The organism is Fontivita pretiosa (assembly GCF_050410795.1).
Lineage (GTDB): Bacteria > Planctomycetota > Phycisphaerae > Tepidisphaerales > Tepidisphaeraceae > Fontivita > Fontivita pretiosa.
In genome coordinates this window covers 2,831,033-2,844,518 of sequence record NZ_CP191258.1, presented here as the reverse complement: position 1 = coordinate 2,844,518, position 13,486 = coordinate 2,831,033, and the positions used below count along the sequence as shown (strand labels likewise).

Below are 13,486 nucleotides of genomic sequence, written 5' to 3'. Positions count from 1 at the left end.
ATTGAACAAGAATAGTTGCCGCCAGCATCGTAAATCTGCACTTTCCCCCGCCGCACACGGCTATACTTGTATCCATCGATCCGGCAACAACGCGCTGTGGGACAAGAGAAACGGGGATTGAGCGACAGAGAAGCGGATGAGACACTTCATCGCCTATCACAACGCGGAGCGAATGGGACGGCCGTTGCACGAGGGCGACCCGCTTCGGCTTCTCACGAGCAAGTCTGTCGATCGTCTTGTCGGCGACATCGTCTGGTTCATCACAGGCGAAGGTCTGGGCAGGCGTCGCTACGCCCTCGGCAGCGTGTTCCGCGTTGAGGACGTGAGCGACGCCGCCGAAGAGGGATTCAAACATTCCGCCTCTGGACCTGGGCATGTCTTCCGCCCACCCGTCCCGCTGAACGACGAGGAGTGGTTTCCGGAGTTTCTTCGGAGCATGGGGAACTTCGGTTTTGGGCTTCAAGAGGTTAAGGACGAGCGCGTAATCGAGGCGCTGAAACGACTCGCTTCCGCGGCGGGCGCGGCCAACGTATAACCTGCCGCTCGAGCGGACCGGGCGTCGCGGTCCGCGTGATTCCAGAGGTGGCTCGTCGCCCGGCCGGCCGCTGAACATCGGTCGGTTTGGCCGCCACGACAATCGTATGAAAGATCGACGATTCATTGCCGTCCATCGAGGCGGTCCACTGGAGCGAGCAGATCACGTTTTGCTTGCCCGATGGGCTGCCGATTGTGCCGAGCGGGTGTTGCCCCTTTTTGCCCGCCATTGCAGCGACGTCCGACCGCAGCAGGCGCTGGACACCGTCCGCGCGTGGGCCGATGGAAAAGTCAAGACAGGTGTGGCGATGAAGGCTTCGTTGGCTGCTCATGCAGCGGCGCGAGAGGCCAGGGACAAGGCCGCGATCGCCGCTGCGCGTGCGGCAGGGCAGGCGGCCGCGACGGCGCACGCCGCAGACCATAGCATGGGCGCTTTGCTGTACGCGATGAAAGCCCTGGAGGCATCTGGCGCTCCCAGCGACCCCGAGCTGAAGTCACAACTGGCCAAACTTCCGACTCACCTTCGTGCGCAGGTGTCGTCCGGCGTCAAAGCTCGATTGAAGCGATGGGGTGTGCGGCCAGGCGCCGGCAAACGAGGTCGCAAATCCGGCTATCAGGTGGCCTGACCACACGCTGCAATGCACCGGCCCCGCGCGGAGCGTTCTGGTAGAGTCCAAGCGGGTCGATACGGTGCCAGCCAACGAACGTCGGTCCGTCAGCGGCATGCCGGCCAATGGAGCTCCAGATGGGACCTGATCAGCGAGCGATCCGCCAGGTGCACTCAACCTGGATCGATGCCGTCAATGCGGGCGATCTTGCGTGCCTGCTCAGCTTGATGGCGGACGATGTGGTGTTCCTCAATCCCGGCCATGAGCCGTTCGGCCGGGATGGTTTTTCCGCCGGCTTCGGGGCCGCTCACCAAAGGGCGCGAATCCATTGCATCAGCGACTTGGAAGAGATCGTGGTCGTCGGCCAGGTTGCCTACACGCGGAGCCGGGATTCGTTATCAGTGATCCCTCGCGCCGGCGGAGAAGCGATGCAGCTAGCGGGTCATCGTCTCACCGTATACCGCCAGCAGCCCGACGGCCGCTGGCTCCTGGCCCGAGATGCGCACACTCTATGCTCCCATTCAAGCGATGACCAGGCCGCCTGAGCATGCGCTGCCGCGGAACCGGGTTGCGCTCACCGCGGCGCTGTGCGGCGGATCTGTTCTCCTGATCGCGGCCGTTTCTGCAGACTGTTCCGGTTAGACCGCCGGGGCTGATTCCAAAGGATACAGGCTCGTGTTTATCGGTTGCTGGCTGCTGGTTGTCTATTGAGGCCTATCGGTTCATAATGCCCGTCAGGTCCAGAAGCAACAGACAACCGACAACCTGCAAGCGACGACCTTGAGTACCAACGGCCACATCAAGCATTTCGTGCTGGACACCAACGTCCTGCTTCACAACCCCAACGCGCTGTTCATGTTCAAGGACAACGAGGTGGTGATCCCCTTCGACGTCATCGAGGAGCTGGACAAGTTCAAGGCCAGCACCGACGACCTGGGGCGCAACGCGCGAACGGTGATCCGCCATCTGGATCACCTGCGCAGCCAGGGCAAGCTTTCCGAAGGCGTGGTGATCAGCCAGACTGGCGGGCGTGTGCGGGTGATCCTCGAGGAAGATCAGAAGCTGTGCCCCGGGTTGACGATCAACACGCCGGACAACCGGATCATCTGCTGCGCCTATGCCCTGCATCAGGAGGGCAAGCAGGTCGTTTTCATCTCCAAGGACATCAACGCGCGGATCAAGAGCGATGCCCTGGGACTGAAAACCGAAGACTTCGAGGCGCAGAAGGTCGATTTCGAGCGGCTGTACACCGGCTGGCGGGAAGTGCGCGTGCCCTCCAGCGTGATCGACGAGCTGTTCGCCAAAAGGCAGTACAGGCTGGAGGTTGGCGCTGACGAGCCGCTGGTGGCCAATGAGTTCGTGCTGCTCAAGGATGAGGTAAACGAGGCGCACACGGCCCTGGCGCGCTATCGCGCCGACAGCGGGCTGCTCACGCCGGTGCGACCCCGCCGCGGGCCGGTCTTCGGCATCATGCCGCGAAACCTCCAGCAGACGATGGCCCTGGAGCTGCTGCTGGACGATTCGGTCAAGCTCGTCTCACTGCTCGGCGGGGCGGGAACCGGAAAGACACTGCTGGCGCTGGCGGCGGGGATGACCAAGACCCTCAACGAGCAGGTCTATCAGAAGCTGCTGTGCGCCCGGCCGATCATGCCGCTGGGACGCGACATCGGTTACCTGCCCGGAGGAAAGGACGAAAAACTCACCGCCTGGATGCAGCCGATCTTCGACAACATGGCCTATCTGTTGAGCAATCGCCTCTCCGGCGAAGCCGCGCACGCCACCCACGCGCAGCTCTCCAGCGTCGAGCAGCGGATCAACCAGCTCATCGAGTCCGGGCAGGTCGTGCTCGAACCGCTCACCTACATCCGCGGGCGATCGATCCCCAACCAGTTCATGATTGTGGACGAGGCGCAGAACCTCACGCCGCATGAGGTCAAGACGATCGCCAGTCGCGTCGGGGATGGCACCAAGCTGATTCTCACTGGCGACGCAACGCAGATCGACAACCCGTACCTGGACAGCTCCAGCAACGGGTTGAGCTATCTGGTCGAGCGGCTGAAAGGCAAGCCCATCGTCGGCCACGTCACGCTGGCCAAGAGCGAGCGAAGCGAACTGGCGAGCTTGGTGACGGAGGAGCTTTGAGTGGATTGCGGAATGTGGATTGCGGATCGGCTGCAATTCGGTCCGGGGGCTTTACAATCTCCAGGGCACAATCCGCAATCCCGACGGTTGCGGTGGTGATTCCGGCCTGGAATGAGCAGGCGTCCATCGGGCAGGTGATCCGGGCGTTGCCGAAAGAGTGGGCGCAGCGGATCGTGGTGGCGGACAACGGTTCGACGGACCGCACGGCCGAGGTGGCGCGGGCGGCGGGCGCGACGGTCGTGCCGGCGCCGCGGCGGGGATATGGCTCGGCATGCCTGGCCGGACTGGCCTTTCTCGAATCGCTGCCTTCTCAAGACCAACCTCAAATCGTCGCGTTCATCGACGGCGACTTTTCCGACTATCCCGAGCAACTGCCGCTGATCGTCGGGCCCATCGCGCGAGGCGAGGCGGATTTCGTCATCGGCTCGCGCATGCTCAAGCCCCAGCCGCCGGGCGCGCTGCTGCCGCAGGCCATCTTCGGCAACAGGCTCGCCTGCCTGCTCATGCGTATTCTCTTCCGCCAGCGCTATACCGATCTGGGTCCGTTTCGCGCGATCACGTGGCGCGCGCTGAAGGATCTGAACATGACCGACACGAACTTTGGCTGGACGGTCGAGATGCAGATCAAAGCCGCCCGCCGCCGGCTCCGCATTCTGGAGGTTCCCGTCGATTACCGCCCGCGGATCGGGCAAAGCAAGATTTCCGGCACGATCCGTGGCTCGATCCGCGCCGGCTACAAGATCCTCTACACGATCTTCCGCTACGCCTGGGCGTGAGCGTGCTGCGCTGTGTCACGGCGTCGCGTCCGCGCAGAAAAAACATTGAGCGTCAATCGCGCGAAAACAGAGCCTGGGAATCTGGGCATCCCCAGGCTCTGCGCCTCTTGAAGCTGATCGAGCCAATCACTTGTCCACGGACTTGGTTTCTGTCTTGGTCACATCTCCGCTGGGGCTTTCGGTGACCTTCTTTTCTTCGCGGACGACAGTGCCATCATCCTTGACATCCACCTTGCGTTCATGTTCGACGGTCTCGTCGCAGCCGACGAACAGCGGGGCCGATGCCAGCATCGACGCGCACAGAAGTAGAACCATGGGGTAGCGTCGCATAGCGCTCTCCTTTCGAGTGCAAAAGTGCGCCAAGGCATTCCGCAAAGGTCGGGCCAGGAAGGCCAGCACGGACACGAATGCTGCGTGGATTCACTTGGCGGGGTAGTGCTGGCGGCATAAAGTGTACAGTTTCGCAAGGCCCCAACTGAGGACACCTGATGGACACGACACAAACGACGCAGACGACGATCAACTACGACGATTTTGCCAAGCTGGACCTTCGTGTCGCCACGGTCATCGAGTGCAAGCCTCACGCCAACGCTGACAAGCTGCTGGTTCTTCAGATCGAATTGAGCAATGGAGAGCGCCGGCAGATCTGCGCGGGGCTTCGGCAGCACTATCAGCCCGAGCAGCTTGTCGGCAAGCAGCTTGTGGTGGTGGCGAATCTGGCGCCGCGGCAGATGCGCGGGGAGATCAGCAATGGCATGCTCCTGGCCGCCACCGACGCGCAGAGCGGCCGGGTGGTGATCATCACCCCCGCCGAACCCGTGGCGCCGGGGAGCAAGGTAAGCTGAACTGAAGGATGAACAAGCGGGCGCGAGGCAACCATCAGGCAAGCCATTGCGGTTGGCGGCTTCGTGCCTGAGTGTCTTGATCCTTCACCCTTGTGCCTTGATCCTTCAAGGACATGCTTCGCGAGCTTCACATTTCCAACCTCGCGGTGATTGCCGATGCGCGGATCGAGCTGCATCCGGGGCTGAACTGTTTCACCGGCGCCACCGGCGCGGGCAAGAGCCTGGTCATCGGCGCCATCGAGCTGCTGCTGGGCTTGCGTAGCGGCGCGGAGATGCTCCGCAGCGGCGCCGAAGAGGCCCGCGTCAGCGGCGTTTTCGAGCTGCGAGATTCGCACACGCTGGCGCTGATCGAACGCGCCACCGACGTACCCGTCTGTTCCGAAGGCGGCGAAATCCTGCTCACCCGCCGCCTTTACGCTTCGGGGCGCAGCAGCGTCAGCCTCAACGGTCATCCGATCACGCTGGCGATGCTCAAGAGCGTGGCCGAGTTGCTTGTGGATGTGCACGGCCAGCACGACCACCAGTACCTGCTCAAGCCGTCAAACCAGCTCCAGGTCATCGACCACTACGCGAACCTCGAAGCACTGCGCGAGCAGTACCACGACGTGTACCAGAGGCTGCGCGACGCGCAGCAGCGGCTCCAGGAGCTGACCGCCGGCCGAACGCTTCGCCAGCAACAGCTCGAGTTGTATCGCTTTCAGGCCCAGGAGATCGACAACGCCGAGCCGAACGCTGTTGAGTTCGAGGAGCTTCGCGCTCGTGCGTCGGTGCTCCAGAACCTGGAAAAGCTCAAGAAGGACGCCGGCGCCGCCTACGCCGCCCTCTACGAAACCGACGGCGCGGTCTTGGAGCGGTTGAAGACGATCTCGGCGGTGTTGTCGGAACTGGCGATGCTGGACGGCAATCTCAAGCCCGTTGCCCAGGCCGTTCGCGAAGCCACCATCGAGCTGGAGGATTCGGCCTTCGACCTGGGCAGGTACCTGGACCGGCTGGAGCTGGATCCGTCGGAGCTGGCCGAGGTCAATGATCGCTTGAATACGATCAATCGCATCCTGAGCAAGTACGGCGAGACGGTTCCGCTGGTGCTGGAATACCGCGCCGAGCTTGCGCGCAAGATCGCCGAACTGGAGCGCGCCGGCGACGACCTGGCATCGCTGCAAAGCCAGATCGAGCCACTGAGCCGGCGGCTTGAAGCGCTGGCGGCGGAGCTGACGTCCAGGCGACAGTCCGCGGCGAAAAAACTCGCGCCGCTCATCGAGCAACAGTTCGGCCAGCTCGGAATGGACAAGGCGCGATTCCACGTCGAGCTGAAAGCCAGCCCTTCGGGCCTGGGACCTGCCGGCGGCGACGAAATCGAGTTCATGGTTCAGACCAATCCGGGTCTGCCGGCGTATCCGCTGCGCAAGATCGCTTCCGGAGGCGAGCTGTCACGGATCATGCTGGCGATCAAGGGGGTGCTGTCAGAGGGCGAGCGCATTTCCGTTCTGGTCTTCGACGAGATCGACGCGAACGTCGGCGGGCGGCTCGGCTCGGTCATCGGCGCCAAGCTGCGTGAATTGGCCAGGCATCATCAGGTCTTGTGCATCACCCACCTGCCGCAGATCGCCGCGTTTGCGGATCGACACCTGACGGTTCGCAAGACGGTGGCGGATCATCAGACGCAGACGACGGTGCGGCTGGTGGAAGGCCAGCAGCGACTGGAGGAGCTTGCCGAGATGATTGGCGGGCAGAACGTGACCGAGACGACGCGTGCGCAGGCGCGTGAGCTTCTGGCCGCCGCCGCGACGGGCAGCGGGCGTCGCCGAACAAAGGGGTCGGGAGTCTTTTCCGGTTAGCGCGCGCCGAACTGAACCTCCAGTGCGTTGCAGGAAGCGAAAAGACTCCCGACCCCTTTTTCAGCGGTTGCGGACCCAGCGGTAATAGCGCTCCAGGATGCTCCACTGCGCACGCCAGCCGAAATGCTCCCGCGCCTTGTCGGTCAGGATCGGACTCTTGTGGTCGGGCCAGTCCGGCGGCAGCTCAGGCTCGCCACGATTGTCCTGTAGCAGCCGCTGGCGAATGGGCATCAGGGTTCGCACATCCTCGGCGGAAAAGTGATACGCCTCGAACCCGGGCCGCGGGTGCTCCAGGGCCAGGGCATACGCGCGGGCGGCGTCGGTGACGTGGACGTAGCTGTAGGCGCCTTCCGACGGACGCGTGTCGGTCTCCAGATGCCGGAAGTATCGCTCGTCAGGCTCGTCCGGCTCCACCCAGGGAAACCGAAACGCCGCCACCGACAGCCCGAACCGCTCGGCCATCACCTGCGCGTACTGTTCGGCGGCGACCTTGGCCAGCGAATAGGCGTTTCGCGGGCGAAGCGGGTGGGTCTCGTCCATCGGCAGCCTGACGAACGTCAGCGCCAGCCCCGAACCCCAGGCGCCGTAGACCTGGGCCGAGCTGGTGTAGATCATTCGCTTCAGCTTCAGGTCCGCCGCCGCCTGGAGAACCGCCGAGGCGATTCGTGTATTGTGGGCGTACACGTCTTCCGGGGGCATATCCCGCGGGATCGTGGGGATCTCGCCCAGGTGACAGACCGCCTCGGCCTGCTCGAAGATCGACCGCACCTTCGCCCGGTCGCGCAGGTCGGCCTGGATGAAGTGCGACTGGGGCGTTGGGGGCGGGCGAAGATCGACGCTGGTCACGTCGTGGCCGCGCTCGAGCAGCTCGCGCACCACGTGCTGCCCGATTCGGCCGCTGGACCCGGTCACCACGACTCGCATTTTCTCTGGCATGGGGCAAGATATTACGGGCGGCGGGGATCGGATGCTATTGCTGAAAAGGTGAGTCGGTGATTCGCGTTGGTGGCAGACATCTTCCGGCGCTGCTGTCGGCGGTGGTGGGGATCGCGCTGTTCGCGATCTGCATCGGCGGGACATACGTCTACGACGACCACGGCATCATCCAGAACGACCCGCGCCTCAGGGATCCGGCCCGCTGGCACCTGTACTGGACCGAGAGCTACAACGGCGGGGTGGACAACCTGTATCGCCCGCTGGTCTCGATGACCTACGCGATCCAGTGGTGGTTGCACGGGGACCGGCCGTGGGCCTTTCACCTGGTCAACGTGCTGCTGCATGGGGCCGTCAGTGCGTGCGCCGCGGAGCTGGCGCGGCGGCTGGCGGGACAGCGCGCGGCCTGGGTGGCGGGGCTGCTGTTCGCGGCGCATCCCATTCACGTGGAAGCGGTGGCCAATATCGTCGGGCGGGCGGAGTTGATGTGCGCCCTGGGGACGCTGGGCGCGCTGGTGCTGATGCTCAAGCCGCTCACCCCCGGCCGCGCTGTCGCGATCACAGCTTGCTTTGTCCTGGCGCTGCTGAGCAAGGAGCAGGGCATGCTCGTGCCGGCGCTGCTGCTGACTCTGGCGCTGTCGCGACGGCTTCTGCTGATCCGTCAGGATGCCGATTCGACGACAGCGCAGCCCCCGATCGATCCGGCGCGGCTTCGGCAGGGCAGGCTCCTGCTGACCCTGCTGCTGTGCTGGGGGCTGGCCGGGTATGTGGTGTGGCGCGAGTCGATCCTGAAGTTCTGGTGGGATCGGAATTTCCTGGATTGGACGATCAACCCCATGGTTCCCAGCGAGTGGCACCCGTACGGGGGCAGCGTTGGTCGCGACCGGTGGCTGATGCCGCTGGCACTGCTGGGCCGATACGCGGCGCTGCTGGTGCTGCCGATCAAGCTTTCGCCGGATTACGGTGCGAAAGTCATCGGCTGGAGCGTGTCCTGGGGCGATCCGTATCTGTGGATCGGCGCCACGGCGGTCGTGGCCTGGTGCGCCGTGATGCTCGTTGCACTGCTGAAGCGATCGGCGGCGGGGGTGTTCGCGGCGCTGGCACTGGCGCTGTCGTACGGACTCGTCGGCAACATCGTCGCCCTGATCGGGGTCAACTTCGCCGAGCGACTGATGTACCTGCCTTCGGCGTTCTTCCTTCTGCTGGTGGCGATGGCGATGACGCGCCTGAGCAGACCGATCCTCGTGGCGTTTACGACAATCGCGCTGGTCCCTGGCTCGATCCGCACCGTCACCTACGCGGCGCGATGGAACGACCGCCTGGAGTTCTACCGCAAGTCGCTGGAAGAGCAGCCGCAGTCGATTCGGCTGGTGATGCTGCTGGCGGCGGAGTACGCGGCGCGTGGGCAGCTTGACGAAGCCGAGCAGGTCGTCCGCCGCGGGACCGAGATGCTCCCGGAATACTGGGATATCTGGAAACAGTGTGGCGTGATCGCGATGATGCGCAGAGACTGGGAGGAGGCGGGGCGGTGTTTTGACAAGGCCGCCAACATCCGGCCCAGCGCCGGCATCCTCGCAGCCAAGGCCGAACTGGAGGCGCAGCGTCTGGCGGCGCAGCAGCGAGCGGCGACGGCGCCGGCAACCACATCAACCACGCGTTGATGAGCGGATGAACAGACGATGATCACAACACGGCAGATCGGCGGCGAGGTTACTGACGCACCGGCGGGGCAGAGCGCTGCCGCGGCGGCGGATGCGTTCGTGGCGGGCATCGCGACCGCGCCTGCGCCCCGCGCAGCGGAGCCGCGCCTGGCGGAAGCGGGCTTGCCCGACCCCGAGCCGGCTGGCCAGCGCCGAGCCTGCGCGCTGCTGGCCGTCGCGCTCGCCCTGGGCTATTTCATGATGCTGCTGCACTTCTGGGCGCCAGCCACGCCGGGCGTGGATCAGAACGGATATTTGGTCGGCGGCAAGCAACTGGCCCGCAGCGGCTCGACGGGATTCAAGCCCGACAACCCGCTTGAGTATGTCGGGGGCATGTGGGTGCTGGCGGGAGAGCCCGCCTCGGCCAGCGATGCGTGGTTCTATCCCAAGTATCCGCCGGGACTGCCGCTGCTGAACGCGATTCCGCTGTGGATCGACTGGCAGCGCGGCAAGCATTGGGCGCTGCTGATCAGCCCGATCTGCACATCGCTGGCGCTGGTGGCGATGTTCCTGATGACGCGCCTGCTGGCCGGATCCTTCGCCGGAATCCTGGCCATGATCCTGCTGGGCAGCAACTACACGGCGCTGGTGATGGCGAATATGCCCTGGAGTCATGGTCCGGCGCTGGCGTTTGCGACCTGGGGGATGTATCTGCTGCTGCGATGGTGGCAGACCGGATCGGGGTGGCGCGGCGCGCTGGCGGGGTTTGTGCTCGGCTACGCGATGACGATCCGATACACCGAAGGGCTGCTGGTGATTCCGCTTGCGGTGACGGCGCTGCTGATAGTGCGATGGACAGAGCGCGCCAGTTATCCGCGCGCGGCGATGCCGCTGGTCGGCTGGCTGGTTCCTGTGCTCTGGATGCTCGGGTTCAACTGTTTCGCGATGGGCACTATCACCGGGTACGACACAACCAACGAAAGCAGCGCTTTCACGCTTGCCCGCCTGCGCGACCAGTGGGAGACGGTGTTCCAGCAGCTCTACGACTACGGCGTGTTCTTCATTCTGCCGCTGGCGGTGCTGGGGCTGGCGATGATGTGGCGGTGGAACTGGCGAATCGCGCTGATCCTGATGCTGTGGCTTGTGCCGGGGATGGTGGTCTACACGTCGTACTACTGGGGCCGGGCATCGATGTCGTGGGCGTATCTGCGGTTCTTCCTGACTCTGTTTCCACCGATGATCCTGGCGGCGGTGTGGTATGTGACGCAGCAGGGCAAGAGCCAGCCGGCCGAGGGCAGACGATCGTTCGCGGCGCCGATCGCGGCGGGCGTTGTGGTGGCGTTCGCGTCGGCGGTGGGGTTACGCAACGCCCTGCCGGTGATGCTGCGCGACGTGGCCAGCAATTGGAATCTGGCCTATACCACCGACACCATCATCCAGCGCGTGCCGGCGGGATCCGTGCTCTTCATCGAGCAGCGCGGCTGGATGAGCGGGCTGCTCAACTTCATCCAGTGGCAAGGGGATTACGAACTGTACTCGATGCAGGCGTTTCGCTGGCGCCCGGGGGTGCGCTTCGGCGGGGACACCAGCTCCGACCAGCCGCATCCGCTCCAGCCGGCACGGGAACGGTGGCTGAACGATGTGGTGTATCTGAACTCCAGACCGATCGACCTGATGCAGCGGCAGGACCGGATCATCGCCGCGGCGCTCGGCAGCGGGCGTCGCGCGTTTCTGGTGCAGGCGGTGGACTGGTCCTCGGGGTTTCGTCTTCAATTCGGCATCGGCCAGACGTATCAGGCCAAGCCGCTGGCGCGATGGAAGGAGCTGCTGAGCCTGCCGAACATCGAGCAGACGGCGTTGATGCCCCCGCCGCGAAGCTTCGCCGCCGGCCGCTCGGCGCAGACGTGGCAGCTCTATGAGATCACGCGGGCGCAGGCGTCTTTGCATACGGCGACGCAGCCGCCCGCAACCGCAACGACCGCGCCGGGCAACGGTAGTTAATCACGTCAGATCTCTTGCACGAATGCGATGGGTGAATTGCAGGTGATACAAGTGGCCGACAGCATCGCGGGCGACCCGCCCGTGCCGGAGGTGTCCGCACGCACGCAGCGCGCGGATCAGGATTCATCGGCAATCAATAACATCCGGCGCGGCCGGGACGGTCGTGACACGTGCCAACTCGAACCATCGGCTCGATCATCCGACACGGCGTTGGACCGATGGTTCCACACGTCGCTGGCGGTGCTGCTGGTCATTGGGTTCTTCGTCATCAGCACGATCTACTGGGTTCCGGCGCATCCCGGGGTGGATCAAAACGGATATTTGGTCGGCGGGCGGATGCTGGCGGAGAACCTGACGATGAGACTGATTCCGACACGCCCCGGGACGGCTTCGACGGAGTTCGATCCGCATCAGTTCGTCGGGCGGATGTGGGTCGGCGCCGACTTCGGCACGCCACAGGAGCGATACTACCCCAAATACCCCATCGGCCTGCCGGCGCTGGTCGCCGCGGCGCTGTGGGTCGGCGGCCAGCGCTGGGGGCCGCTTCTGGCGTACTGGATCAATCCGGTGGCGATGTCGCTTGCGGTGCTGGCGACATTTCTGCTGCTGCGGCTGTTCGTGCGAAGCTTGTGGGCGTTTTGCGCGGCGGCGGTGTTCGCCTTCAGCCCCGTGATCGGCGGCTGCACGACCAACCCCAACAGCCACGCCACCGCCACCTGCGCAGTCGCGTGGGGGATGTACCTATTGCTGAACTGGTGGCAAGGCCACGGCGCAGGTCAGCAGGCACAGGGCAGAACAGATCGGCAGAGGCGATCCGCGATTCCGTGGCTGCTCTTTGGGGCCGGTCTGTTGCTCGGCTCCGCCGCGACCATCCGCTACACCGAAGCGCTGCTGATTCTGCCGCTGCTGACGGTCGTATTGCTCAAGCTTCAGACGCGCTCGTGGCGCTCGTGGGGCGAGTCGGCCTGGGCGCTGTTCGGCTGGCTGATTCCCGTGGCGCTGCTGCTCAGCTACAACCTGGCGTCGATGGGGCGGCTCACCGGTTACGACGGCACCAACGAAAGCATCGGCTTTTCCCTCCAGTACGCGCAGGACAACTGGGAAACGACGATCCGCCAGCTCGGCTCCGTCGCGCTCTACTTCGTTTTTCCGTTTTCGCTGATCGGTCTGCTGGCGATGCTGAGTCGAAGCTGGCGGCTAGGGCTGATCATGGCGATGTGGATCCTGCCGTGCCTGATCGTCTACACCTGCTACTACTGGGCACCGGATCCCGTGCCGGTGCAGCAGACAATGTACATCGGCTACATGCGGTTCTTCACAACGATCCTGCCCGCGCTGCTGCTGTGCGCCTTCTGGTTGTTCGATCAGAGCGTGCAGTGGCTGGATGCCAATGCAGCCGATCGATGGCCGGCGAGGTTGGCACGGGCGTCGTTCGCGGGCGTGACCGGGATCGCGGTCGCGGTGCATGCCCACAACACCGCGTTCAACGCTGAATCGGATCAGTACACGCGGCTGATGCTCCGCTTCAACACCGACGAAGTGCTGGCCGTGGCGCCGGCGGGAGCGGTGGTCTTCGCGCAGGATAACGGCCTGCTGCATCACCTTCAGTTCGTCCGCGACTACAAGCTGTACAGCGGCGAGACGTTCAACAAATGGTTCATCGACAACCTGCCGCGGATGGACCCGGACGAGCCGCAGGGCTGGGACCCGGGACGACGCGATTCGCTGTATCGGCGACTGAAGGACCATACGCAGGCACAGCTCGACGAGCAGCAGCGGCGGTTGATCAGCCAGGCATTGGATTCGGGGCGGCGGGTGTTCGTGGTGGTGCAGCGACGTGATACCGATCCGCCGCTGCGAAGGCGCAGCACCGGGCTTCGCGGCAGCTTCGGGGGCATGGAGATCCTGCGTCGGCTCAACCCCGACAAGTACGACCTGGAAGTGCTCAGCGCCTGGGCCACGCCCGTGGTTCGCCCCGTCGCGCAGGAACCGGGCAAACGTCGCCCACGCCGGGCGGAGCTTCGGCTGGATCGACGGCAGATGTTCTGGCAGATCGTCGAGGTCATGCACAAGCCCCCGCCGCCACCCAAACCTGCCAGCGGACCGTCCAGCAAACCGCTTGACGGCGGGAAATCGTCGCGAACATGATCAATAATTCGAGCAAGTCGTACA

General features: G+C 64.4%; 12 protein-coding genes. 10 read left to right on the top strand and 2 right to left on the bottom strand.

The window, feature by feature from the left end; genetic code table 11:
* Window positions 1-136 precede the first annotated feature (136 nt).
* The 5 genes from ACQS5P_RS11475 (at window position 137) to ACQS5P_RS11455 (ending at window position 4,060) form a co-directional block, all read left to right on the top strand.
* Complete coding sequence (locus ACQS5P_RS11475; protein WP_428936758.1) at window positions 137-535, top strand: hypothetical protein; 399 nt, start codon at window positions 137-139, stop codon at window positions 533-535.
* Between the two features lie 106 nt (window positions 536-641).
* Window positions 642-1,160, top strand: a complete 519-nt coding sequence (locus ACQS5P_RS11470) for a putative immunity protein (protein WP_428936757.1) — start codon at window positions 642-644, stop codon at window positions 1,158-1,160.
* A 119-nt stretch (window positions 1,161-1,279) separates the two neighbouring features.
* Complete coding sequence (locus tag ACQS5P_RS11465; protein WP_428936756.1) at window positions 1,280-1,687, top strand: YybH family protein; 408 nt, start codon at window positions 1,280-1,282, stop codon at window positions 1,685-1,687.
* Between the two features lie 235 nt (window positions 1,688-1,922).
* The gene (locus ACQS5P_RS11460; RefSeq protein WP_428936755.1) at window positions 1,923-3,284 is read left to right on the top strand and encodes a PhoH family protein; all 1,362 of its coding nucleotides are present in this window, start codon (window positions 1,923-1,925) and stop codon (window positions 3,282-3,284) included.
* A gap of 95 nt (window positions 3,285-3,379) precedes the next feature.
* The gene (locus ACQS5P_RS11455) at window positions 3,380-4,060 is read left to right on the top strand and encodes a glycosyltransferase family 2 protein (protein WP_428936754.1); all 681 of its coding nucleotides are present in this window, start codon (window positions 3,380-3,382) and stop codon (window positions 4,058-4,060) included.
* 126 nt (window positions 4,061-4,186) lie between these two features.
* On the opposite strand, the gene ACQS5P_RS11450 is transcribed toward ACQS5P_RS11455, so the two are convergent.
* Window positions 4,187-4,390: a hypothetical protein gene (locus ACQS5P_RS11450; RefSeq protein WP_428936753.1), complete on the bottom strand. Its 204-nt coding sequence runs from the start codon at window positions 4,388-4,390 to the stop codon at window positions 4,187-4,189.
* 158 nt (window positions 4,391-4,548) lie between these two features.
* On the opposite strand from ACQS5P_RS11450, the gene metG reads away from it, so the two are divergent.
* On the top strand, window positions 4,549-4,905 hold the full coding sequence (gene metG / locus ACQS5P_RS11445) for a methionine--tRNA ligase subunit beta (RefSeq protein WP_428936752.1): 357 nt from the start codon (window positions 4,549-4,551) through the stop codon (window positions 4,903-4,905).
* Between the two features lie 113 nt (window positions 4,906-5,018).
* Window positions 5,019-6,740, top strand: coding sequence for a DNA repair protein RecN (gene recN, locus ACQS5P_RS11440; protein ID WP_428936751.1), 1,722 nt, complete (start codon window positions 5,019-5,021; stop codon window positions 6,738-6,740).
* A 60-nt stretch (window positions 6,741-6,800) separates the two neighbouring features.
* Here the strand turns inward: recN and ACQS5P_RS11435 are convergent, their stop codons facing one another.
* Window positions 6,801-7,676 carry an NAD-dependent epimerase/dehydratase family protein gene (locus tag ACQS5P_RS11435; protein WP_428936750.1) on the bottom strand — a complete coding sequence of 292 codons (876 nt, stop codon included), beginning with the start codon at window positions 7,674-7,676 and terminating at the stop codon, window positions 6,801-6,803.
* 56 nt (window positions 7,677-7,732) lie between these two features.
* Here ACQS5P_RS11435 and ACQS5P_RS11430 point away from each other — a divergent pair, with 56 nt between their 5' ends.
* Genes ACQS5P_RS11430 through ACQS5P_RS11420 form a run of 3 tightly spaced genes read left to right on the top strand, consistent with a single transcriptional unit; the run spans window position 7,733 to window position 13,462 of the window.
* Window positions 7,733-9,334 (top strand): glycosyltransferase family 39 protein, encoded by a 1,602-nt coding sequence (locus tag ACQS5P_RS11430; RefSeq protein ID WP_428936749.1) that lies wholly within the window; start codon window positions 7,733-7,735, stop codon window positions 9,332-9,334.
* An 18-nt stretch (window positions 9,335-9,352) separates the two neighbouring features.
* Window positions 9,353-11,314, top strand: coding sequence for an ArnT family glycosyltransferase (locus tag ACQS5P_RS11425; protein WP_428936748.1), 1,962 nt, complete (start codon window positions 9,353-9,355; stop codon window positions 11,312-11,314).
* 51 nt (window positions 11,315-11,365) lie between these two features.
* On the top strand, window positions 11,366-13,462 hold the full coding sequence (locus tag ACQS5P_RS11420) for a hypothetical protein (protein ID WP_428936747.1): 2,097 nt from the start codon (window positions 11,366-11,368) through the stop codon (window positions 13,460-13,462).
* Window positions 13,463-13,486: the final 24 nt, after the last annotated feature.

Excerpts from the sequence above, each read along its gene's own strand:
- ACQS5P_RS11475 (WP_428936758.1), top strand. The coding sequence starts at position 137 with ATGAGACACTTCATCGCCTATCACAACGCGGAGCGAATGGGACGGCCG.
- ACQS5P_RS11470 (WP_428936757.1), top strand. The coding sequence starts at position 642 with ATGAAAGATCGACGATTCATTGCCGTCCATCGAGGCGGTCCACTGGAG.
- ACQS5P_RS11465 (WP_428936756.1), top strand. The coding sequence starts at position 1,280 with ATGGGACCTGATCAGCGAGCGATCCGCCAGGTGCACTCAACCTGGATC.
- ACQS5P_RS11450 (WP_428936753.1), bottom strand. The coding sequence starts at position 4,390 with ATGCGACGCTACCCCATGGTTCTACTTCTGTGCGCGTCGATGCTGGCA.
- metG (WP_428936752.1), top strand. The coding sequence starts at position 4,549 with ATGGACACGACACAAACGACGCAGACGACGATCAACTACGACGATTTT.
- recN (WP_428936751.1), top strand. The coding sequence starts at position 5,019 with ATGCTTCGCGAGCTTCACATTTCCAACCTCGCGGTGATTGCCGATGCG.
- ACQS5P_RS11435 (WP_428936750.1), bottom strand. The coding sequence starts at position 7,676 with ATGCCAGAGAAAATGCGAGTCGTGGTGACCGGGTCCAGCGGCCGAATC.
- ACQS5P_RS11425 (WP_428936748.1), top strand. The coding sequence starts at position 9,353 with ATGATCACAACACGGCAGATCGGCGGCGAGGTTACTGACGCACCGGCG.